This window comes from Mycolicibacterium celeriflavum (assembly GCF_010731795.1).
Lineage (GTDB): Bacteria > Actinomycetota > Actinomycetes > Mycobacteriales > Mycobacteriaceae > Mycobacterium > Mycobacterium celeriflavum.
In genome coordinates, this window is sequence record NZ_AP022591.1 from 1,462,301 (window position 1) to 1,485,097 (window position 22,797).

Genomic DNA, 22,797 nt, shown 5'->3' on the forward strand with positions numbered 1-22,797 from the left:
CGAGCGTGAACGAAGCGCACGAGTACTGCGGCAGCGACGAGTGGCGCCAGTTGATCCGCGAGGTCATCCTGCCGTGGGCGCTGGGTGAGATCGACCTCGGCGACGACGTGCTCGAGGTCGGGCCCGGCTACGGCGCGACGACCGATGTGTTGAGCGAATCGGTGGCGCGGCTGACATCGGTGGAGATCGACGACGAACTGGCCGCGATGCTGCACGACCGGTTCGCCGACGTGCCGACTGTCGATATCGTGCGCGGTGACGCGACGGCGCTCTCCTACGACGACGACCGCTTCAGCGGCGCAGCGTGTTTCACGATGCTGCACCACGTTCCCACCGTCGACATGCAGGACCGGCTCTTCGCCGAAGTCGCCCGGGTGTTGCGGCCCGGCGCGGCGCTGGTCGCCAGCGACAGCCTCGGCAGCGACGAGTTGGCCGTCGCGCACGAGGGCGACACGTACAACCCCGTCGACCCGGCGACGCTGCCGGGACGCTTGACGGCCGCCGGTTTCGGTGACGTACGGGTGAAGGTGACCGACTACGGTTGGGCGGCCGTCGCGCGCGCACGCTGAGTCGGCGGCGAGCGTGCGCGAAGTGCTGAGATTTTGCGGCGTGTCGTGCGCAAGCACGCACGCTCACCGCAAGCTGCTAGCCCGTGCCGGGAACCAGCCAACGTCCGGAGAACGCGCGCCAGCCCACGAAAACCAACCGCAGCACCATGAACGTCGACAGCCCCGCCCAGATCCCGACGAGCCCCCAGCCGAACACCAGCGACAGCCAGATCAACGGCAGGAAGCCGGTCAGCGCGCTGGCCAGCGTCGCGTTACGCATGAACTTCGCATCGCCCGCGCCCAACAGCACCCCGTCCAGCGCGAAAACGATTCCGGCAACCGGCAATTGGGCCACCATGAACCACCAGGGCACCCCGATCGCGTCGAGCACGGATCGGTCGTCGGTGAACACGCTGGGGAACACCGACGCGCCGACGGCGAACACCGCCGCAAGCACGACCGACGCCAGCGTCGAGAAGATCGTCACCCGCCAGGCCACCGACTTGGCGTGCGCCAGCTGGCCGGCTCCCAGCGCCGCGCCCACCAGCGACTGGGCGGCGATGGCGAGCGAATCCAGCACCAGCGCAAGGAAATTCCACAACTGCAGCACGACCTGATGGGCGGCGACGGCGGCCGCGCCGAATCGGGCGGCGACGGCTCCGGCCGACACGAAGCAGGCTTGGAAGGCCAGGGTGCGCAACACCAGATCGCGGCCCATCACCACCTGCGCGCGTAACACCTGCGGCTGCACCTGCAACGGCACCCGTTCAATCAGCAGGGCACGGCAGAACAGCAGCGCCGCCAACCACTGCCCCACCAGGTTCGCGACGGCCGAGCCTGCCAGCTCGAGCCGGGGCATTCCGAGCCAGCCGTACACCAGCAGCGGACACAGCAGTGCCGAGACCGCGAACCCGAACACGACGAACTTCAGCGGCCGCACGGTGTCCTGCACCCCACGCATCCAACCGTTGCCCGCCGCAGACACCAGGATTGCGGGCACACCGACGATCGCGATGCGCACCCACGACAGCGCCTCGTCGGCGATGTCACCAGGACCAGCCAACGCCGACACCAGGGGCACACCGAACAGCTGAACCGCCGCGACGATGACGGTGCCCAAACCCAGGGCCAGCCACGTCGCCTGTACTCCCTCCCCGACGGCCGCCGCGCGGTCCCCGGCGCCGAAGAAGCGGGCCGAGCGCGCGGTGGTTCCGTAGGACAGAAACGTCATCTGCGAGCTCAGCGTCGTCAGGATCAGCCCACCGATCGCCAGCCCGGCCAGCGCCAGCGCGCCGAGCCGGCCCACCACCGCAAGGTCGAACAGAAGGTAGATCGGTTCCGCGGCCAACACCCCGAGCGCAGGCAGCGCCAGCCCGGCGATGCGCCGGCCGTCGACCGGTGCGTGGGGCGGCGGTGCGGGCTCAGCCAAGGGCCGCGTGCAACGCCTCGACCACATCCTCGGCGGACCCGGTCGCCGAGTAACCGGCCGCCAGGCGGTGCCCACCACCGCCGAATCCGCTCGCCACCGGTGACAAGTCGTAGGTCTTCGCGCGCATCGACACCGACCAGTGCGCGGGCTCGATCTCCTTGAACACCGCGGCCACTTCGGCCTGCTCGGTGGTGCGCACGATGTCGACGATGCTCTCGACCTCTTCCGGTCGCGCATCCGCCCATTCCTGGTATCGGACCACCGCGTACACCAGGCCGCGACCGCCGACGGCCTCGGGCAGTAACTCCGCTGAGGACAGCACCCGCGACAGCATCGGCAGCCACGCGAACGGATGCGTGTCGAGCAGCGTGCGGCTGATCGCGGCGTTGTCCACGCCGAGTTCGACGAGCCGTGCCGCCAGTCGGTGCGCCCGCGGGCTGGCCCACCGGAACGAGCCTGTGTCGGTGGTCAACCCCGCGTACAGGCAGTGCGCGACGCCGATGTCGATCGGCTTGTCCCAGGCGTCGAAGAGGTCGGCCACCAGCATCGTGGTGGAGTCCGCCGAGGGGTCGACGTAGTTGGCGCTGCCGAACAGTTCGTTGGAGGCGTGGTGATCGATGACCAGCACTTCGCGGCCGGGGTCGGCGAGCTCGCGCAGCGCGCCGAGCCGGTTGACGCTGGGGATGTCGACGGTGACCACCAAGTCGGGGTCACGGCGCATCGAGTCGGGGCCGACCAGGAGGTGTCCACCCGGCAGTGACTGCAGTGATTCGGGCAGATTCGCCGGCGCGGCGAAGCTCACCTGAACACTCTTGCCGACCTGGTCGAGCACCAGGGCCAACGCCAAGCCGGCACCGATCGTGTCGGCGTCGGGATACACGTGGCAGACCACGCCGACCGACGAGGCCGCCGAGAGGAGTTCGGCGGCGGCGTGGGCGTCGACCCGATCGCCCACTTCGGGAACGTCAGTCGTCTTGTCTATCGCGGTCACCGATGTCCTCAGAGTCGTCAGGCCCCCCGGAAACTGCCTCGCCCTCCTCCTCACTGACACGGTACGGGTCGGTGTCCCCCGCGTGCTTGGCACCTTCGCGAACTCGTGCCAAATCCTCATCCGCGGCACGGGCGCGGGCGAGCAGTTCTTCCATCTTGACCGCCGCGTCGGGAACGGTGTCGCGCTCGAACGCCAGCGTCGGCGTGAAGCGGACACCGAGGCTGGCGCCCATTTTGGACCGCAACACACCCTTCGCCTTGTCCAGCGCCGCCGCGGCTGCGTCGTAGTCCGGCTCCTCGGACAGCGACGAGCCGAGCACCGTGTAGTACAGCGTCGCGTCGTGCAGATCGTTGGTGACCTTGGCGTCGGTGATCGTCACACCGGCCAGCCGCGGATCCTTGATCTCGTATTCGATCGCCGAGGCGACGAGGGTGGAGATGCGCTTGGCCAGCCGGCGTGCTCGTGCCGGATCAGGCACGATTCTCCTCCCGCGAGCGGTCGTCGGCCATTACACCCTTTCCTTCTCGACCAACTCGTACGTCTCGATGACGTCGCCTTCCTTGATGTCGGAGTAGGTCAGCGTCAAACCGCACTCGTAGCCCTCGCGGACCTCGGTGACGTCGTCCTTCTCGCGGCGAAGTGACGACACGGTGAGGTTCTCGGCCACCACGACGCTGTCACGCAGCAGCCGCGCCTTGGCGTTGCGGCGCATGATGCCCGACTGGACCAGGCAGCCGGCGATGTTGCCGACCTTCGAGGACCGGAAGATGGCGCGGATCTCGGCGCGGCCGAGCTCGCGTTCCTCGTAGACCGGCTTGAGCATGCCCTTGAGCGCGGCCTCGATCTCGTCGATCGCCTGGTAGATGATCGAGTAGTAGCGGATCTCCACACCCTCGCGGTTGGCCAGCTCGGTGGCCTTGCCCTCGGCGCGGACGTTGAAGCCGATGATGATCGCATCCGAGGCCGACGCCAGGTTGACGTTGGTCTCGGTGACCCCACCGACGCCGCGGTCGATGACCCGCAGCTCGACTTCGTCGTCGACCTGGATGCCCAGCAGGGCCTCCTCGAGAGCCTCGACCGTACCGGCGTTGTCGCCCTTGAGGATCAGGTTCAGCTGGCTGGTTTCCTTCAGCGCCGAATCCAGGTCCTCGAGGCTGATGCGCTTGCGACTGCGGGCTGCCAACGCGTTGCGCTTGCGCGCGCTGCGCCGGTCCGCGATCTGCCGTGCGATGCGGTCCTCGTCGACGACCAGGAGGTTGTCGCCAGCACCGGGCACCGACGTGAAACCGATGACCTGGACGGGCCGCGACGGTAGCGCCTCGGTGACGTCCTCGCCGTGCTCGTCGACCATGCGGCGGACGCGGCCGTAGGCGTCGCCGGCCACGATCGAGTCGCCGACCCGCAGCGTGCCGCGCTGCACCAGCACCGTGGCCACCGGGCCGCGACCGCGGTCCAGGTGTGCCTCGATCGCCACGCCCTGGGCTTCCATGCCGGGGTTGGCCCGCAGATCCAGGGCGGCGTCGGCGGTCAGTACGACCGCTTCCAGCAGCGCGTCGATGTTGGTGCCCTGCTTGGCCGAGATGTCGACGAACATCGTGTCGCCGCCGTAGTCCTCGGGAATGAGCCCGTACTCGGTGAGCTGACCGCGAATCTTGGCCGGGTCGGCGCCTTCCTTGTCGATCTTGTTGACCGCCACCACGATCGGCACTTCGGCGGCCTGCGCGTGGTTGATCGCCTCGACCGTCTGCGGCATCACGCCGTCATCGGCGGCGACCACCAGGATCGCGATGTCGGTGGCCTTCGCACCGCGGGCACGCATGGCGGTGAACGCCTCGTGACCCGGGGTGTCGATGAACGTGATCGGCCGGACGTTGCCGTCGAGGTCGACCTGCACCTGGTAGGCGCCGATGTGCTGGGTGATGCCGCCGGCCTCGCCCTCGCGGACGTTGGCCTGACGGATCGTGTCCAGCAGTCGGGTCTTGCCGTGGTCGACGTGACCCATCACGGTGACCACCGGCGGTCGCTGCTCGAGATCCTCCTCGCCGCCCGAGTCTTCGCCGTAGGACAGGTCGAAGGACTCCAGCAGCTCGCGATCCTCGTCCTCCGGGGAGACGACCTGAACCTTGTAGTTCATCTCGCTGCCGAGCAGCTCGAGAGTGTCGTCGCCGACGGACTGCGTGGCGGTGACCATCTCACCGAGGTTGAACAGCGCCTGGACCAGTGCGGCCGGATTGGCGTCGATCTTCTCGGCGAAGTCGCTCAGCGACGCACCGCGCGCCAGCCGGATGGTCTCACCGTTGCCGTGCGGCAGCCGGACACCGCCGACGACGGGTGCCTGCATGTTCTCGTATTCGGCGCGTTTCGCCCGCTTCGACTTGCGACCCCGCTTGGGGGCGCCGCCGGGACGGCCGAATGCACCGGCCGCACCGCCACGCTGGCCGGGACGGCCACCGCCGCCGGGCCGGCCGCGATAGCCGCCACCACCGGCCGGAGCGCCGCCGCCGGCGCCGCCACCGCGGTAGTTACCGCCGCCGCCACCGCCGGGCCGGCCGCCCTGGCCCGCGCCGGGACGAGGACCGCCGCCGGGGCCCGGTCGTGGGCCGCCGCCCGGACGCGGGGGCCGGGGCCCACCGGGACGCGGTGGCATGTTGCTCGGTGACATACCGGGGCGCGGAGCACCGGGCCGCGGGCCACCGGGCCCGGGTCGGGGGCCTTGAGGACGCGGAATCGGCCGGTCCACCGGCTGCTGAGACGAGAACGGGTTGTTACCGACGCGCGGGACGCGGGGCGCCGGCTTGGGCGCGCCCGGCGCGGGGCCGGGCCGGGGGCCGGGTGTCGGGCCCGGACGGGTTGGCGGTGCAGCGGGCGCGGCCGGCGGCGCGGCCGCTGCCGCGGGAGGCGCAACGGGCGGAGCCTCGGCCGGGGGAGCCGCAGGTTTGGGGGCTGGTGCTTTCGCGGGCTCCTTGGGCGCGGCGCTCTTGGTGGCGGCCGGCGCGCCGGCCGATGAGCCATTCCCGTCGGCCTTGACCTTCTCGGCGGCCGGTTTCCCGCCGCCGAAGGATTCGCGCAACCGGCGCGCGACCGGCGCCTCCACCGTGGAGGATGCGGACTTGACGAATTCGCCCTGTTCGCTCAGCCGGGCGAGAACTTCCTTACTGGTGACACCGAGTTCCTTGGCCAACTCGTGTACACGGGCCTTACCTGCCACTACATCTCCATCTCTAGAGGCGTCAGCGGTGGTAGGCGCCGCGCCTCGGGTTAGCTATGACGCATGGTCATCGGGACTTCACGGTGTGCTCATGTTCTTCGCTACCTGTTCTGTTGCCGGGCGGCTGGGCGCTTCCGCGCTGCTCACAGCGCTGACGTGCTCGACCACCGCGGATACGTCCGGTGAACCGGTGATGCGCAGCGCTCGACCGAAGGCTCGCCGCCGAATTGCTGCGTCGAGGCACTGTGGAGTGGGATGCAGCCACGCACCCCGCCCCGGCAGCTTTCTCGCCGGGTCGACGGTCACGGCGCGAACACCATTTCCGCCGCCGACAGCGACCACTCGAAGCAGTTCGACGGCCAGCTCTCGTTTTCGGCATCCAACGCAGGTCCGCACCGGTCCGACAGGTTCGTCGGGGCTGCGTCGTTGCGCCGAAGCCGAAGTCTCGCGCTGGATCACAGGTGAGTCTACCGTCACTGTCGCTGGTAATTGAAATGGCTGTGCGCTGGTCGGCGTGGACGCGTGCGCCGGCCGGCCTCAGCGGTCGCCGACGGGCCCGCGCGCCGCGTCCTGGTCGGCGTCCGCCTTGCCCGCGGGGGCCGCGTCGCTGCGGATGTCGATGCGCCAGCCGGTGAGCCGGGCCGCCAGCCGCGCGTTCTGCCCCTCCTTGCCGATGGCCAGCGACAGCTGGAAGTCGGGCACCACGACGCGTGCCGCGCGCGCGGTCTCATCGATGACCGACACCGAGACCACCTTGGCCGGCGAGAGCGCGTTGGCGACGAACTTCGCCGGATCGGGGTCGTAGTCGATGATGTCGATCTTCTCGCCCGACAACTCGCTCATCACATTGCGCACCCGCTGACCCATGGGTCCGATGCAGGCCCCCTTGGCGTTGAGGCCCGGTACCCGGGAGGCGACCGCGATTTTCGACCGGTGGCCAGCCTCGCGGGCGACGGCCACGATCTCCACGGAACCCTCCGCGATCTCGGGCACCTCCAGCGAGAAAAGCTTGCGCACCAGGTTCGGGTGCGTACGCGACAGCGTGATCAAGGGTTCACGCGCGCCGCGGCTCACGCCGACGACGTAGCAACGCAACCGGTCACCATGCTCGTAGCGTTCACCGGGCACCTGCTCAGCGGTCGGGATGACGCCCTCCGAACCCTTCGTCTCGCTGCCCATCCGGACCACTACGAGGCCTCGCGCGTTGGCCCGCGCGTCGCGCTGGATCACCCCGCCGACGATGTCGCCTTCGCGGGCCGAGAACTCCCCATAGGTCTTCTCGTTTTCGGCGTCGCGAAATCTCTGCAGCATCACCTGGCGTGCCGTGGTGGCGGCGACGCGGCCGAATCCCTCTGGGGTGTCATCCCATTCGGTGATCGGATTGCCGTCGTCGTCGACTTCGGTGGCGATCACCTTGACCTCACCGGTCTTGCGGTCGATCTCGATGCGCGCCTCGGCGGCATGTCCCTGGGTGTGCCGGTAGGCGGTCAGGAGCGCGGACTTGATGGTTTCGACGAGTTCGCCCACCGGGATGCCCCGGTCCACTTCGATGGCGTGCAGTGCGGCCATGTCGATATTCACGCCGAAGCCTCCTTCCCGGATCGGCCGACCAGCTCCAGCTCTCGCGGGTTGGGAGGCGAGAATTCCACTTGCACAACGGCTTTCGCGATACCTTCCAACGGCAATTCACGAACCGAGTAGTTGGCCCCTCGGCCGGCGCGAACCACCAGACGCACCACGCCGCCGGTCGTTTCGCCGAGCCGGCCGGTGAGCTGCGTGCCGTCCGACAGCGTCAACTCGACCTTGCGACCGCAAGCCCGGCGGAAATGCTTCTCGGCGGTCAGAGGTCGCTCCACCCCCGGGGAGGTGACCTCGAGGACATACGGCGCAGACCTGGCGTCGACCTCGTCGAGCAATGCCGACGCCGCCCGGGACAGCGCGGCGATCGACTCGAGGTCGAGGCCGTCGTCCCCGTCGGCCACCACCGTGATGCGCGGCGGATGCGCGGCGGCGTCGACGATGACGTCATCGATTTCGTAACCTGCGCGCGCGAACTCGCCGTCGAGTAGCTCGATCACCTCTTTCTGCGACGGCAATCCCGCAGAACGCTCCGTCACGGCGAGCTCCTCGTCTTGAGTTGTCCGGACCCGATTCCGCGGCACAACCGCAGAACCAACACTCAACGATACGCCAGCGCCGCCGACGTAAACCCCAAACTCGCGCCGATGCGACGAGACGGCGATGGCAAGATGTTGCTCGTGCCGAGCACTCCGCCGACCATCAGCAGGCGACGCGTACTGGCCTCGGCCGCGGCGTTGGCCCTACTCGGCGCGACCGCGAGTGCCTGCGGGTCATCGCCACCGCCGCCGGAGGTCGACGAACTCGCCGCACAACTCGACCGGGCGCGGGCCGACAGCCAGCTGGCCACCGATGCGGCCGCCGAGGAGCGCGGATCCGTCGTGGAGGCGCTGACCGCGGTCGCCGCCGAACGCGCGGCCCACGCCCAGGCGCTGTCCGATGAGCTGGTTCGGATGCGCGGCGCCGAGGCACCCACCACGACACCCTCCAGCACCACCGCCGAGCCGGCGAAGCCACCCACCGTCAAGGACGCCGCCAACGCGCTGCGGGCATCGGCGGCCAGCGCCAGCGAGCTGGCGGCCAAGCTCTCGGGTTACCGCGCCGGGTTGATCGCGTCGATCGCCGCGGCGTGCACCGCCGCGTACACGGTGGCCCTCGCCGAGCCGAGGAGGCCGCAATGACGTCGGTGGAGCCGACCGGACCGACGCGGCCGTCTAACCCCGCGGACGGTGCGCTGTTCGACGCGATCGCCACCGAACACGCGACGATCTACGGGTACGGGCTGGTGTCGGCGCGTTGCACGCCGGACGTCAACGACCTGGTGTCGAAGGCGATGGCCGAGCACCGCGAGCGCCGCGAAAAGGGCCTGGCCATGCTCAGCGGCCGGTCGGTCGAGGGCCCGCTGCCTGCCGCCGGATACCAATTGCCGATGAAGGTCGACACCCCGGACGACGCCGCGAAGCTCGCGGTCCGCATGGAGGAGGACGCGGCCGTCGCATGGCGGGCGGTCGTCGAACAGGCCACCACCGAGCAGGACCGCGCCTTCGGCGTGGCAGCGCTGACCCAGTGCGCGGTGACCGCCGCGCGCTGGAGCCGGGTGCTCGGCTCGACGCCGGTCACGGTCGCGTTCCCCGGCGGAAACGAGTAGCGCTCAGCGCACGTTCGGCGATGCAAGCGCCGCCGCGATGTCGGCTGCCGCGGCGTCGACGGGAATCTCGCGCGTCTCCCCCGTGAACCGGTTGCGAAGCTCCACCACGCCGTCGGCCCAGCCGCGGCCGACCACGACGATCCAGGGCATACCGAGCAGTTCGGCGTCCTTGAACTTGACCCCGGGCGAGGCCTGCCGGTCGTCGAGCAGCACTTCGTGTCCGAGCCGATCGAGGTCGGCCGCCAACTCCTCGGCGCCGGCGCGCGCGGCGCTGTCCTTGTTGGCGATCACCACGTGCACGTCGAACGGCGCCACCGACGACGGCCAGCGCAGCCCGATCTCGTCGTGGTGTTGTTCGGCGATGACTGCGACGAGTCGCGACACCCCAACGCCGTAGGAGCCCATGGTCAATCGAACCGGCTTGCCGTCCTCGCCGAGCACGTCGACCTCGAACGCGTCGGCGTACTTGCGGCCTAACTGGAAGACGTGGCCGATCTCGATGCCGCGGGCGGCCACCAGCGGCCCGGCCCCGTCCGGCGACGGGTCGCCTTCGCGGACCTCGGCCGCCTCGATCGTGCCGTCGGGGACGAAGTCGCGCCCCGCGACCAGGCCGACCACATGCTTGCCCGGCTCGTCTGCGCCGGTGATCCACGACGTGCCGTCGACGACACGCGGATCAACGAGGTAACGAACGCCGTTGGCCAACAACGCTTTCGGGCCGATGTACCCCTTCGCGAGGAACGGGTACTTGGCGAAGTCGGCATCGTCGAGCAACGCGTACTCCGCCGGTTCCAGCGCCGCGCCCAGGCGCTTGTCGTCGACCTCCCGGTCGCCGGGCACACCGACGCCCAGCAGTTCCCATTCGCCGCCGGGCTCACGGACCTTGAGCATCACGTTCTTGAGGGTGTCGGCGGCCGTGACGGTGCGCTCCAACGCCGAGTTGGCCCAGTCGACCAGCGTGGCGATCGTCGGGGTGTCGGGGGTGTCGTAGACCTTGGCCTCGGGTTGGCCCTCGATCGGCAGCGCGTCCGGCACGGCGGTGATGACGGCCTCGACGTTGGCGGCGTACCCGGATTCGAGGCAGCGCACGTAGGTGTCCTCACCGATCTCGCTCTCGGCGAGAAACTCCTCGGAGGCGCTGCCGCCCATCGCGCCCGACACCGCCGAGACGATCACGTAGCGCACGCCGAGACGCCCGAAGATCCGCTGATACGCCTCGCGGTGGGCGTGATAGGCCTTCTTGAGCCCGTCGTCGTCGACGTCGAACGAGTACGAGTCCTTCATCAGGAACTCGCGGCCGCGCAGGATGCCGGCGCGCGGCCTGGCCTCGTCGCGGTACTTGGTCTGGATCTGGTACAGCCGCAGCGGGAAATCCTTGTACGAGGAGTACTCGCCCTTCACCGTGAGCGTGAAGAACTCCTCGTGGGTGGGCCCCAGCAGGTAGTCGTTGCTGCGGCGGTCCTGCAGCCGAAAGAGCGCGTCGCCGTACTCGGTCCAGCGGTTCGTCGCCTCGTACGGCCCGCGGGGCAGCAGCGCCGGGAACAGGATCTCCTGCCCCCCGATGGCGTTCATCTCGGCGCGCACGACGGCCTCGATGTTGCGCAGCACCCGCAGTCCGAGCGGCAGCCAGCTGTACAGCCCGGGCCCGACGGGTCGGACGTAGCCGGCGCGGATCAGCAGTTTGTGGCTGGGCACTTCGGCGTCGGCCGGATCGTCGCGCAGGGTGCGCAGGAACAGCTCCGACATGCGGGTGATCACAGTCGACAACCTTACTGATGGCCTCGGTTACAGCTCGCCGGCCTCCACGGCTTCTCGAGTGTGCTGCGCGGTGGCGATCTGGCGCGCCGAGAAGCCGATCCAGAACGCGGCGATGCCGACGATCACCGCTACGCCGGCGACCCACAGCAGCGAGTAGGTGTAGCCGTGGCCGAGCGCGTCGAGCTGGGCCGGCGTCATGTCCTTGACCGGCCCGGTGGTGCCGCCCAGATACAGCGTGCGCGAGGTCTGCACGGCCTGGATGACGACGAGTACCAGCGGGCCACCGAGGTTCTGCACCATCAGCGTGATCGACGACACCGGGCCGATCTCGCCCGGGCCCACCCCGGCGATCGCGCACAGCGGCAGGATCACCGCGATCGCCCCGATGCCGAAGCCGCCCACGACGATCGGCGCGAACAAGTCCGGGAAGTACGGGATGCTGCGGTCCAGGGTGGAGCCGTACAGCATCGCGCCTAGCACGAACAGCCCGCCGCCGAGGATCAGCCAGCGCGGCGCGACGTGCGGGGCCAGCCGGGCCGCGACCGCGGTGCCCACCCCGAACGCGAGCGCAAACGGGATGAAGCAGATGCCGGCCTGCAGCGCCGAGTAGCCCAAAACGTCCTGCACCAGCAGCCCGATCATCACGGTCAGGGTCAGCAGCACGCCGCCCGCGAGGAACAGCGCGACGAACGTCATCACCCGGTTGCGGTTGTCGAACACCGAGAACGGGACGATCGGGTGCTGCGCGGTGCGCTCGACGAGCAGGAAGCTGATGAAGAAGATCGCCGACGCCACCGCGGCGCCGATCACCAGCGGATCGATCCACCCGCGCGGCGGGCCCTGCGTGAAGACGAGCACCGCAGATGTGCAGCCCAGCGTGGCCAGCGCCGCGCCGGTGACGTCGAGTTTGAGTCTTTCGTGCTGGGTCTCGGCCAGCCGGGTGACCGCGATGACGATGATCACGATGCCGATCGGCACGTTGATCAAAAAGGCCAGCCGCCAGGAGATCACGGTGAGCGCGCCGCCGAGCACCAGCCCCATCACCGAGCCGATGCCCTGCATGGCCGCCGATATGGCCAGGGCGCGGTTACGCGCCTGCCCGACCGCGTACGTCGTCGCGATCAGCGCGAGGCCGGTGGGCGCCGCGACTGCCGCGCCGGTGCCCTGCACCGCTCGGGCGACGATCAGGGTGGCCGGGTCCGTGGCCAGTCCGCACACCAGCGAGGCGATCGTGAAGACGCCGACGCCGGACAGGAACGCACGCTTGTGACCGATCGCGTCGCCGACGCGCCCGCCGAGCAGCAGCAGGCCGCCGAACGCCAGGACATAGGCGGTGATCACCCAGCTCTTGCTCGCGTCGGTGAGGCCGAGATCCGCCTGCATCCGCGGCAGCGCGACGATCACGATGGTGCCGTCGAGGGTCGACATGAGCTGCATGCCGGTGATCGCGATGATCGCCGGACCCAACACCGACGAAGCCAGCGGTAACGCGGCGGGCGGCGCCGGGCGGTCTGTCGGTCCGGAGGAACCACCGACGGCAGACATGGACAGCCACCCTACCGAGTGCGATTTCGGTGTAGTCGGTAACGCTGAGCGCGACCAGCTACGCCCGAATCACAACTCTCCGGAGTCGAATGTCGAGCTAAAGCTCTCCGGAGTCGATCGCGTCCTTGACTTCCTGCGCATGCGCGACCTGCGATGCGCTGTAGCCGATGAACAGCGCTGCACCGCCCACGATCACCGCGACCGCGGCCACCCACAGCAGGCCATATGTGTAGCCCTGATCGAGGGCATGCAATTGCGCGGCGTTCATGTCGTTGACCGGTCCGGTGGTGCCGCCCAGATACAGCGTGCGCGAGGTGATCACGGCCTGGATCACGGCGAGCACGACGGGGCCGCCGAGGTTCTGCAGCATCAGCGCGATGGCCGACACCGGGCCGATCTGGTCGAAGCCGACGCCTGCGATCGCTGACAGGGTCAGCGGAACGACGATCATGCCGATACCCATGCCGCCGATCGTGATCGGCAGCACCAGGTTCGGGAAGTACGGGATATTCGCGTCGAGCGTGGAACCGTAGATCATCGCACCGAGCACCAGCACGCCACCGGCGATGACCAGTATCCGCGGCGGGAACCGCGACACCAGGGCCGACGACAGGCCGAGGCCGATGCCGAGCGCGATCACGAACGGGATGAACCCGATGCCGGCGCGCAACGCGCTGTAGCCCATGATGTCCTGCACGTACAGCCCGATCAGCACGGTCAGCGTGAACATGACGCCGCCCGCGAGGAAGATCGCCGCGAACGTGGCGACCCGGTTGCGGTCCTTGAACAGGTCGAACGGCATGACGGGGTTGGCGGCGGTGCGCTCGACGTAGAGGAACGCGAGCAGCGCCGCCGCTGCGGCGAGCCCGGAACCCAGCGTGATGGGCGACAGCCAGCCCTGCTCGGGCCCCATCGAGAACCCGAACACCGCGGCGGTACAGCCGAGGGTGGCCAGGATCGCGCCCGTGGCGTCCAGCTTGAGCCGCTCGCGGCTGGTCTCACGCAGCGTCCTGCGGGCCAGGTGGATCATCACCAACCCGATCGGCACGTTGATCAGGAACGCCCACCGCCACGACACCTCGGTCAACGCCCCACCGATGATCAGACCCATCACCGAGCCGATACCCGTCATCGCGGCGAAGATCGCCGTGGCGGCGTTGCGGGCGGGACCCTTCGGGAAGGTGGTCGCGATCAGCGCCAGCGCGGTCGGTGACGCGATCGCCGCGCCTACGCCCTGCAGCAGCCGGGCGACCACCAGCGTCGCCTCGTTCCACGCGAGGCCGCACAGGATCGAGGCGATGGTGAACAGCGCGACGCCGACGATGAAAGTGCGCTTGCGACCGATCGTGTCGCCCAGCCGTCCACCGAGCAGCATCAGCCCGCCGAACGTCAGCACGTAAGCCGTGATGACCCAGCTGCGGCCGGCGTCGGACAGGCTCAGCTCGTCCTGGATCTTGGGAAGCGCGACGATGGCGACGGTGCTGTCCATGGTCGCGAGCAGTTGCATGCCGCCGATCGCGATGACCGCGGCGATGAACCGCCGCGACGGCAGCCACGCCGGATACCTGCTGGTTCGATCCCCCGCGGACCGCACAGCGCTCTTCTGCGGGCGTAGTGAAAACGGTTGGTTTGCCCCACCCTCGGCGTCACGGCGCATGGCAGCACGCTCTGCGTCATTGAGAGCCGTCATGCGGGTTACCTTACAGTACTCTTAAGAATCCTTTAACCGCCGAAGGCGGCCACGGGGCCGATCACGATGATCGCCGGCGGCCGAATTCCGTCGTCCCGAATGCGTTCTGCCGCATCTGCCAGAGTGGCACGCAAAGTGCGTTGCGCCGCCGTCGTGCCGTGCTGCACCACCAACACCGGTGTATCCGCAGGTCGTCCGCCTTCGAGCAAGACATTGGCGAAAAGCTCGATGCGTTCGACCGCCATCAGCAACACGATGGTCCCGGACAGCTGGGCAAGGGCATTCCAATTCACTAACGATTCCGGATGTCCGGGCGCCACGTGGCCGCTGACCACCACGAACTCATGCGTGACGTGGCGGTGGGTGACCGGGACACCGGCCAGCGCGGGCACGCCGATGGCGCTCGTCACACCGGGCACGACCGTGACCGGGATTCCGGCCTCGGCGCACGCGAGCACCTCTTCGTAGCCGCGCGCGAACACGAACGGGTCGCCGCCTTTGAGTCGGACGACGAACTTGCCGGCCTTCGCGCGGTCGATGAGGATGCCGTTGATCGCCTCCTGGGCCATGGCCCGGCCGTACGGGATCTTGGAAGCGTCGATGACCTCGACGTGTGGTGACAGTTCGGCCAGCAGTTCCTGCGGCGCTAGGCGGTCTGCCACGACGACCTCGGCGTGCGCCAGTAGCCGGCGGCCGCGGACGGTGATCAGCTCCGGGTCGCCCGGACCGCCGCCGACCAGCGCCACGCCGCCGTGGACGACATCGGGGGTCGCCGACATGTCCGGTGCGATGAGCCCTCGTTGCATGGCCTCGTGGATCGCCGACCTGATCGCCGCTGACCGTCGGTGCTCCCCGCCGGCGAGCACGCCGACCGACAGCCCCTCGTACTCGAACGACGCCGGGGTGACCGCGGTGCCCTCGACGGCGACATCGGCTCGCACACAGAAGATGTGGCGGCGTTCGGCCTCGGCGACGACGGCGGCGTTGACCTCGGGATCGTCGGTGGCCGCGATCGCGTACCAGGTGCCTTCGAGGTCGCCGGCGCGAAACTCGCGCAGCAGCAGTGTGATTCCGGCCATCGCCTCGACCACCGGGGTGACTTCGCGGGCGATCACGTGCACGTCGGCGCCGTTGGCCACCAGAAGCGGCAAGCGACGCTGCGCCACGCTGCCGCCGCCGACGACGACAACCTTCCTGCCCGTCAGGCGCAGGCCGACGAGGTAGGCGTTCTCGGAAATCACACTGCTCCTCGCGTCCGCGTCACTGGGTCCGATCCCCTTCGCGCAAGCGGCTCATCGGCGCGAGCTTAGAGGTTGCCGCCGCGGCCACGAAGCGGCTGATCGCTTGCGGGTGGGCGACGGGATGGGTGTGCAGGTAGCCGGCGTGCACGCCGCCGGCCACGGCGCCGTCCTGCGTCCGCGTTACCCCGGCTTCGGAGAAGATCCAGGCGGGCGCGTAGCTGTTGACGAAAGTGACTGCCGTGCGGTGGAATTCGTGCCCCATCACCCGGTCGCCGATGCAGTGCAACGGCGAATCTGCGACTACGACCGCTTCGCGGTACCCGAGGGTGAGGCGGTCGGTGAATGTCGCCGACCCGGACAACACACCGCACATGGGATGGCCGTCGAGGTCGTCGACGAGATAGGTCAGCCCCGCGCATTCGGCATGCACCGGCGCACCCGATGCAGCCAAGTGCCTGATCTGCGTACGCGCGACGTCGTTGGCCGACAGGTCGGCGACGAACTCCTCGGGGAAACCACCGGGTATGACGAGGGCCGACGTGCGTGGGGGCAGCGGATCGGTCAGCGGGTCGAACTCGGCGACCTCGGCACCGGCCGCGGCGAGCAGTTCGCGGTGCTCGGCGTAGCTGAAGCTGAAGGCCCGGCCCGACGCCAGCGCCACCGTGGCGTTTCCGCCGACGGGGGTCACCTCCTCGGCGTCCCACGGATCGTCCATGACCCGGCTGCCGGCCAGCGCGGTGATCCCGACGAGGTCGACATGGCGGCCGACGAGCGCGGTCATCGCCTCGACCGCCGCATGCGCCCGATCGCCGTGTTCGACCGCGGTGACAAGCCCGAGATGCCTTGACGGGACGGACAATTCGTCGGTCCGCGGGATCGCGCCGAACACTCGGACGCCCGCATGTTCGCAGGCCTGCCGCAAGGCCTCCTCGTGGCGCGGCGATCCGACCCGGTTTAGGATCACCCCGGCGACGTGAACCGATGGGTCGAACGTCGAGAACCCGTGCAGCAGCGCGGCGATGCTGTGGCTCTGCCCGCGCGCGTCGACGACCATGACGACCGGCGCGCCGAGCAGCGCGGCCACGTGCGCGGTGGAGCCGAACGTCGAGCTCCGCGAATCCTCGGCGATGCGCCCGTCGAACAGCCCCATCACACCCTCGATGACCGCGATGTCGGCGCCGGCAGTGCCGTGGCGGTACAGCGGCCCGATCAGTCGCTCACCCTGCAGCACCGGGTCCAGGTTGCGGCCGGGCCGGCGAGCGGCCAGCGAGTGGTAGCCGGGGTCGATGTAGTCGGGGCCCACCTTGAACGGCGCGACGGCCCGGCCCGCGCGCCGCAGCGCGCCCATCAGACCCGTCGCCACGGTGGTCTTGCCGCTGCCCGAAGCGGGCGCGGCGATCACCACAGCGGGCGTGGAGCGCGTCACGCCGGCCACCTCGGCCCGCGAGCGTGCGTGTTTGCACACGACACACCGCGGAAATTCAACACTTTGCGCACGCTCGCGCCGGTGTGAGCGTGCATTAGCGGCCTACTTCGCCGGGCGTGTTGTGTACAAACACGCACGCTCGCGCAGAAGGGCAAAAGCGGGTCACCACTCGATGCCTTTCTGCCCCTTACGGCCGACGTCCATCGGATGCTTGACCTTCGTCATCTCGGTCACCAGATCCGCGGCGTCGAGTAGTGGCTGCGGCGCGTCGCGGCCGGTGATGACGACATGCTGCGTGCCGGGCCGGGTGCGGATCGCCTCGATCACCTCTTCGACGTCGATCCATCCCCACTTCAGCGGGTAGGTGAATTCGTCGAGCACATAGAAGTCGTGACGCTCATCGGCGAGCCGCCGCGCGATCTCGGCCCAACCATCGGCCGCGGCGGCGGCGTGGTCGACCTCGTTACCGTGCTTGCGGGTCCACGACCAACCGGACCCCATCTTGTGCCACTGCACCGGTCCGCCGACGCCGTGCTCGTCGTGCAGCTTGCCGAGTTCACGGAAGGCCGCTTCTTCGCCCACTTTCCATTTGGCGCTCTTGACGAACTGGAACACCGCGATGTCGAAGCCCTGGTTCCACGCGCGCAGCGCCATCCCGAACGCCGCAGTCGACTTGCCCTTGCCGGCGCCGGTGTGCACCGCGAGCAGCGGAGCGTTGCGGCGTGCGCGCGTGGTCAACCCGTCGTCGGGGACGGTGAGCGGCTGGCCTTGAGGCATGACGTGACTTCCCCTACTTTCGTCTGCGCCCAGATCAGGCGGCGGTGCGGACCACGTCGGTGAGGCTCTCGGCCCGCAGCTCGGCCAGCCGCACCGCCGGGGCGCCCAACTGCTTGGCGAGCTCTTCGGCCAGCCCCAACCGCACATATGAGGTCTCGCAGTCCACCACCACCGCGGCGGCGCGTTCGGCGACCAACCGGGCGGCGGCCTCGCGCGCGCGGCCCAACGGGTCGGGGCCACCGGTGGCCCGGCCGTCGGTCAGCACGACCACCAGGCTGCGCCGGGCGCGGTCGCGTGCCTTCTCGCGAACGACGAGGTCGCGGGCCGCCAACAGCCCCTGCGCCAGAGGCGTCCTGCCGCCGGTGTCGAATCGGGCCAGGCGCCTGCTCGCGATGTGGACCGACGACGTCGGCGGCAGCAGCACCTGGGCGGCCTGCTGGCGGAAGGTGATGACGGCGATCTTGTCGCGCCGTTGGTAGGCGTCACGCAGCAGCGACAGCGTCGCGCCGCCGACCGCGGACATCCGGTCCCGCGCGGCCATCGAACCCGACGCGTCGACGACGAAGATCACCAGGTTGCCTTCGCGTCCTTCGCGGATCGCCCGCCGCACATCGCCCGGCGCGGGCCGGGGCCGGCCCGGACCGCGCTGGCGCTCCACGGCAGCCAACAGCGTGCCGAACACGTGTACGCCGTGACCGCTCGCCTCGTCGCTGGTGGCCGCGATCGTCTTGCCCGTGCGGTTACGCGCACGCGACCGTCGGCCAGGCGCTCCCTCACCCACGCCGGGGACGACGAGCGACCGGGTGCGGAAGACCGCCGACGGCGGGGCACTCGGTCGCGAGGCCTCACCCGAAGACTGTTGGGCCGCTTGGCCATCCGAACCATTCTCCGGTGTGCCGCCGCTCGGCGGGTCCGGCTCGGGTTCGGGATCTCCGTCGGCGGCCTCGTCGGCCTGCGCCATCGCGTCGTCGAGTTGTCCGGGGTCCAGGCCGGGGTCGTCGAACGGGTCGCGTCGCCGGCGGTGCGGCAGCGCGAGTTCGGCGGCGACGCGGATGTCCTCCTCGGCCACCGTGTCGGCGCCGCGCCACGCGGCATGCGCGACGGCGGTTCTGGCGACCACCAGGTCGGCACGCATACCGTCCACGTCGAAGGCCGCACACAACGCCGCGATGCGCCGTAACTCGCTGTCCGGCAACGAAATCGAGCCGACCGCGGCGCGTGCGGCGGCGACGCGGCGGGCCAGCTCGGTGTCCGCATCGGCGTAGCTCTGCGTGAACCCGGCCGGATCGGTCTCGTACGCCATCCGCTGACGGATCACGTCGACGCGGACGTCGACCTCGCGGGACGCCCGCACGTCGACGGTCAACCCGAACCGGTCGAGCAGCTGCGGACGCAGTTCGCCCTCTTCGGGATTCATGGTTCCGATCAGGACGAACCGGGCGTCGTGGCTGTGCGAAACCCCGTCGCGTTCGACGTGCACCCGGCCCATCGCCGCGGCATCGAGCAGCACGTCGACCAGGTGGTCGTGCAGCAGGTTGACCTCGTCGACATACAGCACGCCGCCGTGCGCGCGGGCCAGCAGTCCCGGCGAGAACGCGTGCTCACCGTCGCGCAGCACCTTCTGCAGATCCAGCGACCCGACGACACGGTCCTCGGTGGCGCCGATCGGCAGCTCGACCAGCGCGGCTCCGTCGACCGCCTCGAGCACTTTGGCCAGACCCCGCACCGCGGTCGATTTCGCGGTGCCCTTCTCGCCGCGGATCAGCACCCCGCCGATGTCGGGACGGATCGCGCACAGCAGCAGCGCCAGCCGCAGGCGGTCGTGTCCGACTATCGCGCTGAACGGGTATGTCACGGCTTCAGCATAGGGACGTGCGGAATGCCGTCCTCCAGGAACTCCTCACCGTCGCGGACGAAGCCGATGCGGGCGTACATGTCGGCCAGGTATGTCTGCGAGTCGATCCGGCAGGGATAGTCCCCCACCTCGGCCAGCGCGGCCTGCAGCAGCCGGGTGCCGTGCCCGTGCCCGCGGGCCTCCCGCTTGGTGCACACCCGCCCGATCCGGAAGCCCTTCTGCCCGCCGGGATGTTCCTCCATCAGCCGCAACGTCGAAATGACTTCGCCGGTGGGGGTTTCCAACCAGAAGTGCCGTGTCTCGGCCAGCAGGTCACGACCGTCGAGTTCGGGGTACGGGGTGGCCTGCTCCACCACGAACACCTCCACCCGCAGCTTCAGCAGTTCGTAGAGCATTGCGGCGTCGAGGTCGCGCGACCAGCTGCGGCGCAGCGCAACCGTCATCCGGCGGTCACCGCCGAGGATTCGTCGAGCCGCAGCACCCGGGTCCCGTGCGACCACACGTCGTCGAACAGCGCCGGCTCCGAGGACAACTCATGGCCCAGCGACGGCACCATCTCCTGCAGTTTGGGCAGCCACGCCTGGTAGCGCTGGGCGAAGCAGCGCTGCATCACGTCGAGCATCGCGGGCACCGCGGTCGACGCCCCTGGCGATGCGCCGAGTAGTCCCGCGATGGTGCCGTCGCCGGCGGCCAGTACGGTCGTGCCGAAGTCCAACACACCCTTGCCCTTGGCGCCGCAGATGACCTGGACCCGTTGCCCGGCGACGTTAAGCTCCCAGTCCGATTCCCTTGCGCTAGGCGCGAATTCGCGAAGCGCGTCGATTCGTTCGGCGTCGGACAGCATCAACTGACCGACAAGATACTTCAGCAACCCGAACTGGGTGAGCCCGACGTTGACCAGGGATGCGACGTTGGTCAGCGTGATGGACTCGGGCAGGTCGAAGACGTCGCCCTGTTTGAGGAATTTCGGAGACCAGCCCGCGAACGGCCCGAACAGCAACCACGATTTGCCGTTGATCATTCGGGCGTCCAGGTGCGGAACCGACATCGGCGGCGCGCCCACCGGAGGCTGGCCGTACACCTTGGCCCGATGCGCCGCGGTCAAGCTCGATACGTCGGTGCGCAGGAACTTGCCGCTGACCGGGAAGCCGCCGAAGCCCTTGGCCTCCTTCATGCCCGCCTTCTGCAGCAGGTTCAGCGCCCCGCCGCCCGCACCGACGAAGACGAACTTGGATTTGAGCTTGCTGGTCCGGCCGGTACGCAGGTTTTCCACCTTCAGCGTCCACGAGCCGTCGGACTCTTGGCGCAGGTCACGCACCTCATGCCCGAATCGGGTGGTCATGCCGCGCTGTGCGACGTAACCGATGAGTTGGCGCGACAGCGCACCGAAGTCGACGTCGGTGCCCTGCCGAGTCCAGTTCAGCGCCACCGGTTCGGAGAAGTCGCGCTTCTCGGCCATCAGCGGCAGTCGCCGGGCGAACTCGCCCTCGTCGTCGATGAACTCCATGCCGGCGAACAGCGGATTGGTCACCAACGCGTCGTAGCGGCGCCGTAGGTACTTCACATTGGCCGCGCCGTGGACGAAGCTCACATGCGGAACGGGATTGAGGAAGCTGCGCGGATCGCTGATCAACCCGTTCTCCACGGCATACGCCCAGAACTGGCGGGTCACCTGGAATTGTTCGTTGACCCGCACCGCTTTGGAAATGTCGATCGAGCCGTCGGGTTTCTGCGGGGTGTAGTTGAGTTCGCACAGCGCCGAGTGGCCGGTGCCCGCGTTATTCCACGCATCGCTGCTTTCGGCTGCCGCCCCGTCGAGGCGCTCGATGAGCGTGATCGACAGATCCGGCTCCAGTATCCGCAACATGGCGCCCAGCGTGCCGCTCATGATGCCCGCCCCGACGAGCACGACATCCGTCCTCTGGTCGTCAGCCACTGTCAGTCCCCCAGACGCTGGACGCGGTTGTCCTTCTTGGTCGCGGTCATGGTCGGTCATGAGGTTAGCCCGCAGACGGGCATCTCAATCCCCGCGCACGAAGTGGGACTGCTTCACCGCAGAAGGCTCGGCTGCGCCGACTATCGTTGCTGTCGTGCCCGACTGGAAGGCCGACGTACTGCCGGGCTACTGGCAACACACGATGGCCCTCGGCACAGACCCGGACGGCGAGGGTGAACTCGTCGCGACACTGGTCCGCCGCGGTGAGCCAGATCCGTCGGCCACCCGTGCGGTGCTGTTGGTGCACGGGTTCACCGACTACTTCTTCAACACCGAGCTCGCCGACCACTTCGCCGTGCGGGGATTTGCCTTCTACGCCGTCGACCTGCACAAATGCGGCCGGTCGTGGCGGGAGGGCCAGACCCCGCACTTCACCACCGACCTGACCCGCTACCACGTGGAGCTCGAGCGCGCGCTCGACATCATCGCCTCGGTGTCACCGGCGGAGGTGTTGGTGTACGGGCATTCGGCCGGTGGACTCATCGTGTCGCTGTGGCTGGACCGGTTGCGCAGCCGCGGGCTGACCGGCCGCAAACGCGTCGGCGGTCTTGTGCTCAACAGCCCCTGGCTGGATCTGCAAGGGCCCTCGATCCTGCGGGCCGCGCCGACCCGCGCCGCGCTGGGCGCGGTCTCGCGGTTTCGCAAACGGCTGGTGGTGCGCCCACCGACCGAGGGTGGATACGGCACCACACTGCACCGCGACTACCACGGCGACTTCGACTACGACCTGAGGTGGAAGCCGATCGGCGGCTTTCCGGTCAGGACCGGCTGGATCCACGCCATCCGCCGGGGCCACGCGAAACTGCACCGCGGGCTCGACGTCGGCGTGCCCAACCTCATCCTGCGCTCGGACCGCAGCGTTCGCGAGGCCCGGGATCCTGACTCGATCCAGCGCGGCGACGCGGTGCTCGACGTCAGGCAGATCGCCCGGTGGGCCGGATGCATCGGCAATCGGACCACGGTCGTGCCGATCGTCGACGCCAAGCACGACGTGTTCCTGTCGATGCCCGAACCGCGGCAGGCCGCCTACGACGAGCTGACCGGCTGGCTCAACTGGTATCTCACCCACCGCTCCGATACCACCACCCAATCCCGAGGAGGCTGACC

20 protein-coding genes are annotated in these 22,797 nt (G+C 69.2%); 4 read left to right on the forward strand and 16 right to left on the reverse strand.

Going from position 1 to position 22,797, the window contains the following annotated elements; all coding sequences use genetic code 11:
* The first annotated feature begins 5 nt into the window (after positions 1-5).
* Entirely contained in the window at positions 6-569 is a 564-nt protein-coding gene (locus G6N18_RS07145) for a class I SAM-dependent methyltransferase (protein ID WP_082999898.1), read from the forward strand.
* 76 nt (positions 570-645) lie between these two features.
* On the opposite strand, the gene G6N18_RS07150 is transcribed toward G6N18_RS07145, so the two are convergent.
* The 7 genes from G6N18_RS07150 to rimP form a co-directional block, all read right to left on the reverse strand.
* On the reverse strand, positions 646-2,004 hold the full coding sequence (locus G6N18_RS07150; RefSeq protein ID WP_407663555.1) for an MATE family efflux transporter: 1,359 nt from the start codon (positions 2,002-2,004) through the stop codon (positions 646-648).
* Complete coding sequence (locus tag G6N18_RS07155; RefSeq protein ID WP_082999896.1) at positions 1,970-2,968, reverse strand: DHH family phosphoesterase; 999 nt, start codon at positions 2,966-2,968, stop codon at positions 1,970-1,972. The genes G6N18_RS07150 and G6N18_RS07155 overlap by 35 nt, the downstream gene beginning before the upstream one ends.
* Positions 2,943-3,446 (reverse strand): 30S ribosome-binding factor RbfA, encoded by a 504-nt coding sequence (rbfA, locus tag G6N18_RS07160; protein WP_067224970.1) that lies wholly within the window; start codon positions 3,444-3,446, stop codon positions 2,943-2,945. The genes G6N18_RS07155 and rbfA overlap by 26 nt, the downstream gene beginning before the upstream one ends.
* A 30-nt stretch (positions 3,447-3,476) precedes the next feature.
* Positions 3,477-6,176: a translation initiation factor IF-2 gene (infB, locus tag G6N18_RS07165; RefSeq protein ID WP_082999895.1), complete on the reverse strand. Its 2,700-nt coding sequence runs from the start codon at positions 6,174-6,176 to the stop codon at positions 3,477-3,479.
* A gap of 78 nt (positions 6,177-6,254) precedes the next feature.
* Complete coding sequence (locus G6N18_RS07170; RefSeq protein WP_407663556.1) at positions 6,255-6,653, reverse strand: YlxR family protein; 399 nt, start codon at positions 6,651-6,653, stop codon at positions 6,255-6,257.
* Positions 6,654-6,713: 60 nt separating this feature from the next.
* Entirely contained in the window at positions 6,714-7,757 is a 1,044-nt protein-coding gene (gene nusA, locus G6N18_RS07175) for a transcription termination factor NusA (protein WP_067224974.1), read from the reverse strand.
* On the reverse strand, positions 7,754-8,293 hold the full coding sequence (gene rimP, locus G6N18_RS07180) for a ribosome maturation factor RimP (RefSeq protein ID WP_067225124.1): 540 nt from the start codon (positions 8,291-8,293) through the stop codon (positions 7,754-7,756). Before rimP ends, nusA begins: the two co-directional genes overlap by 4 nt.
* 132 nt (positions 8,294-8,425) lie before the next feature.
* Here rimP and G6N18_RS07185 point away from each other — a divergent pair, with 132 nt between their 5' ends.
* On the forward strand, positions 8,426-8,935 hold the full coding sequence (locus G6N18_RS07185) for a hypothetical protein (protein WP_109749350.1): 510 nt from the start codon (positions 8,426-8,428) through the stop codon (positions 8,933-8,935).
* The gene (locus tag G6N18_RS07190) at positions 8,932-9,402 is read left to right on the forward strand and encodes a ferritin-like domain-containing protein (protein WP_067224975.1); all 471 of its coding nucleotides are present in this window, start codon (positions 8,932-8,934) and stop codon (positions 9,400-9,402) included. The genes G6N18_RS07185 and G6N18_RS07190 overlap by 4 nt, the downstream gene beginning before the upstream one ends.
* A gap of 3 nt (positions 9,403-9,405) precedes the next feature.
* Here G6N18_RS07190 and G6N18_RS07195 read toward each other — a convergent pair whose 3' ends face one another.
* The 9 genes from G6N18_RS07195 to mqo all read right to left on the reverse strand — a co-directional run bounded on the left by G6N18_RS07195 (position 9,406) and on the right by mqo (position 21,690).
* Complete coding sequence (locus G6N18_RS07195; RefSeq protein WP_082999893.1) at positions 9,406-11,160, reverse strand: proline--tRNA ligase; 1,755 nt, start codon at positions 11,158-11,160, stop codon at positions 9,406-9,408.
* Positions 11,161-11,187: 27 nt separating this feature from the next.
* The gene (locus G6N18_RS07200) at positions 11,188-12,705 is read right to left on the reverse strand and encodes an MFS transporter (RefSeq protein ID WP_082999892.1); all 1,518 of its coding nucleotides are present in this window, start codon (positions 12,703-12,705) and stop codon (positions 11,188-11,190) included.
* A gap of 97 nt (positions 12,706-12,802) precedes the next feature.
* Positions 12,803-14,395 (reverse strand): MFS transporter, encoded by a 1,593-nt coding sequence (locus tag G6N18_RS07205; protein WP_082999891.1) that lies wholly within the window; start codon positions 14,393-14,395, stop codon positions 12,803-12,805.
* 32 nt (positions 14,396-14,427) lie between these two features.
* Positions 14,428-15,633, reverse strand: a complete 1,206-nt coding sequence (gene cobA, locus G6N18_RS07210; protein ID WP_067225126.1) for a uroporphyrinogen-III C-methyltransferase — start codon at positions 15,631-15,633, stop codon at positions 14,428-14,430.
* A 22-nt stretch (positions 15,634-15,655) separates the two neighbouring features.
* Positions 15,656-17,062 (reverse strand): cobyrinic acid a,c-diamide synthase CobB, encoded by a 1,407-nt coding sequence (locus tag G6N18_RS07215; protein ID WP_083000013.1) that lies wholly within the window; start codon positions 17,060-17,062, stop codon positions 15,656-15,658.
* Positions 17,063-17,224: 162 nt separating this feature from the next.
* Entirely contained in the window at positions 17,225-17,839 is a 615-nt protein-coding gene (gene cobO / locus G6N18_RS07220; protein ID WP_082999890.1) for a cob(I)yrinic acid a,c-diamide adenosyltransferase, read from the reverse strand.
* Between the two features lie 34 nt (positions 17,840-17,873).
* A complete protein-coding gene (locus G6N18_RS07225) occupies positions 17,874-19,694 on the reverse strand; it encodes a magnesium chelatase subunit D family protein (RefSeq protein WP_082999889.1) in 1,821 nt (606 codons plus the stop codon).
* Positions 19,691-20,137 carry a GNAT family N-acetyltransferase gene (locus G6N18_RS07230; RefSeq protein WP_067224982.1) on the reverse strand — a complete coding sequence of 149 codons (447 nt, stop codon included), beginning with the start codon at positions 20,135-20,137 and terminating at the stop codon, positions 19,691-19,693. The genes G6N18_RS07225 and G6N18_RS07230 overlap by 4 nt, the downstream gene beginning before the upstream one ends.
* On the reverse strand, positions 20,134-21,690 hold the full coding sequence (gene mqo, locus G6N18_RS07235; protein WP_082999888.1) for a malate dehydrogenase (quinone): 1,557 nt from the start codon (positions 21,688-21,690) through the stop codon (positions 20,134-20,136). Before mqo ends, G6N18_RS07230 begins: the two co-directional genes overlap by 4 nt.
* A gap of 142 nt (positions 21,691-21,832) precedes the next feature.
* Between mqo and G6N18_RS07240 the strand changes: the two genes are divergently transcribed.
* On the forward strand, positions 21,833-22,795 hold the full coding sequence (locus G6N18_RS07240; protein ID WP_276060716.1) for an alpha/beta hydrolase: 963 nt from the start codon (positions 21,833-21,835) through the stop codon (positions 22,793-22,795).
* The last annotated feature ends 2 nt before the right edge of the window (positions 22,796-22,797 follow it).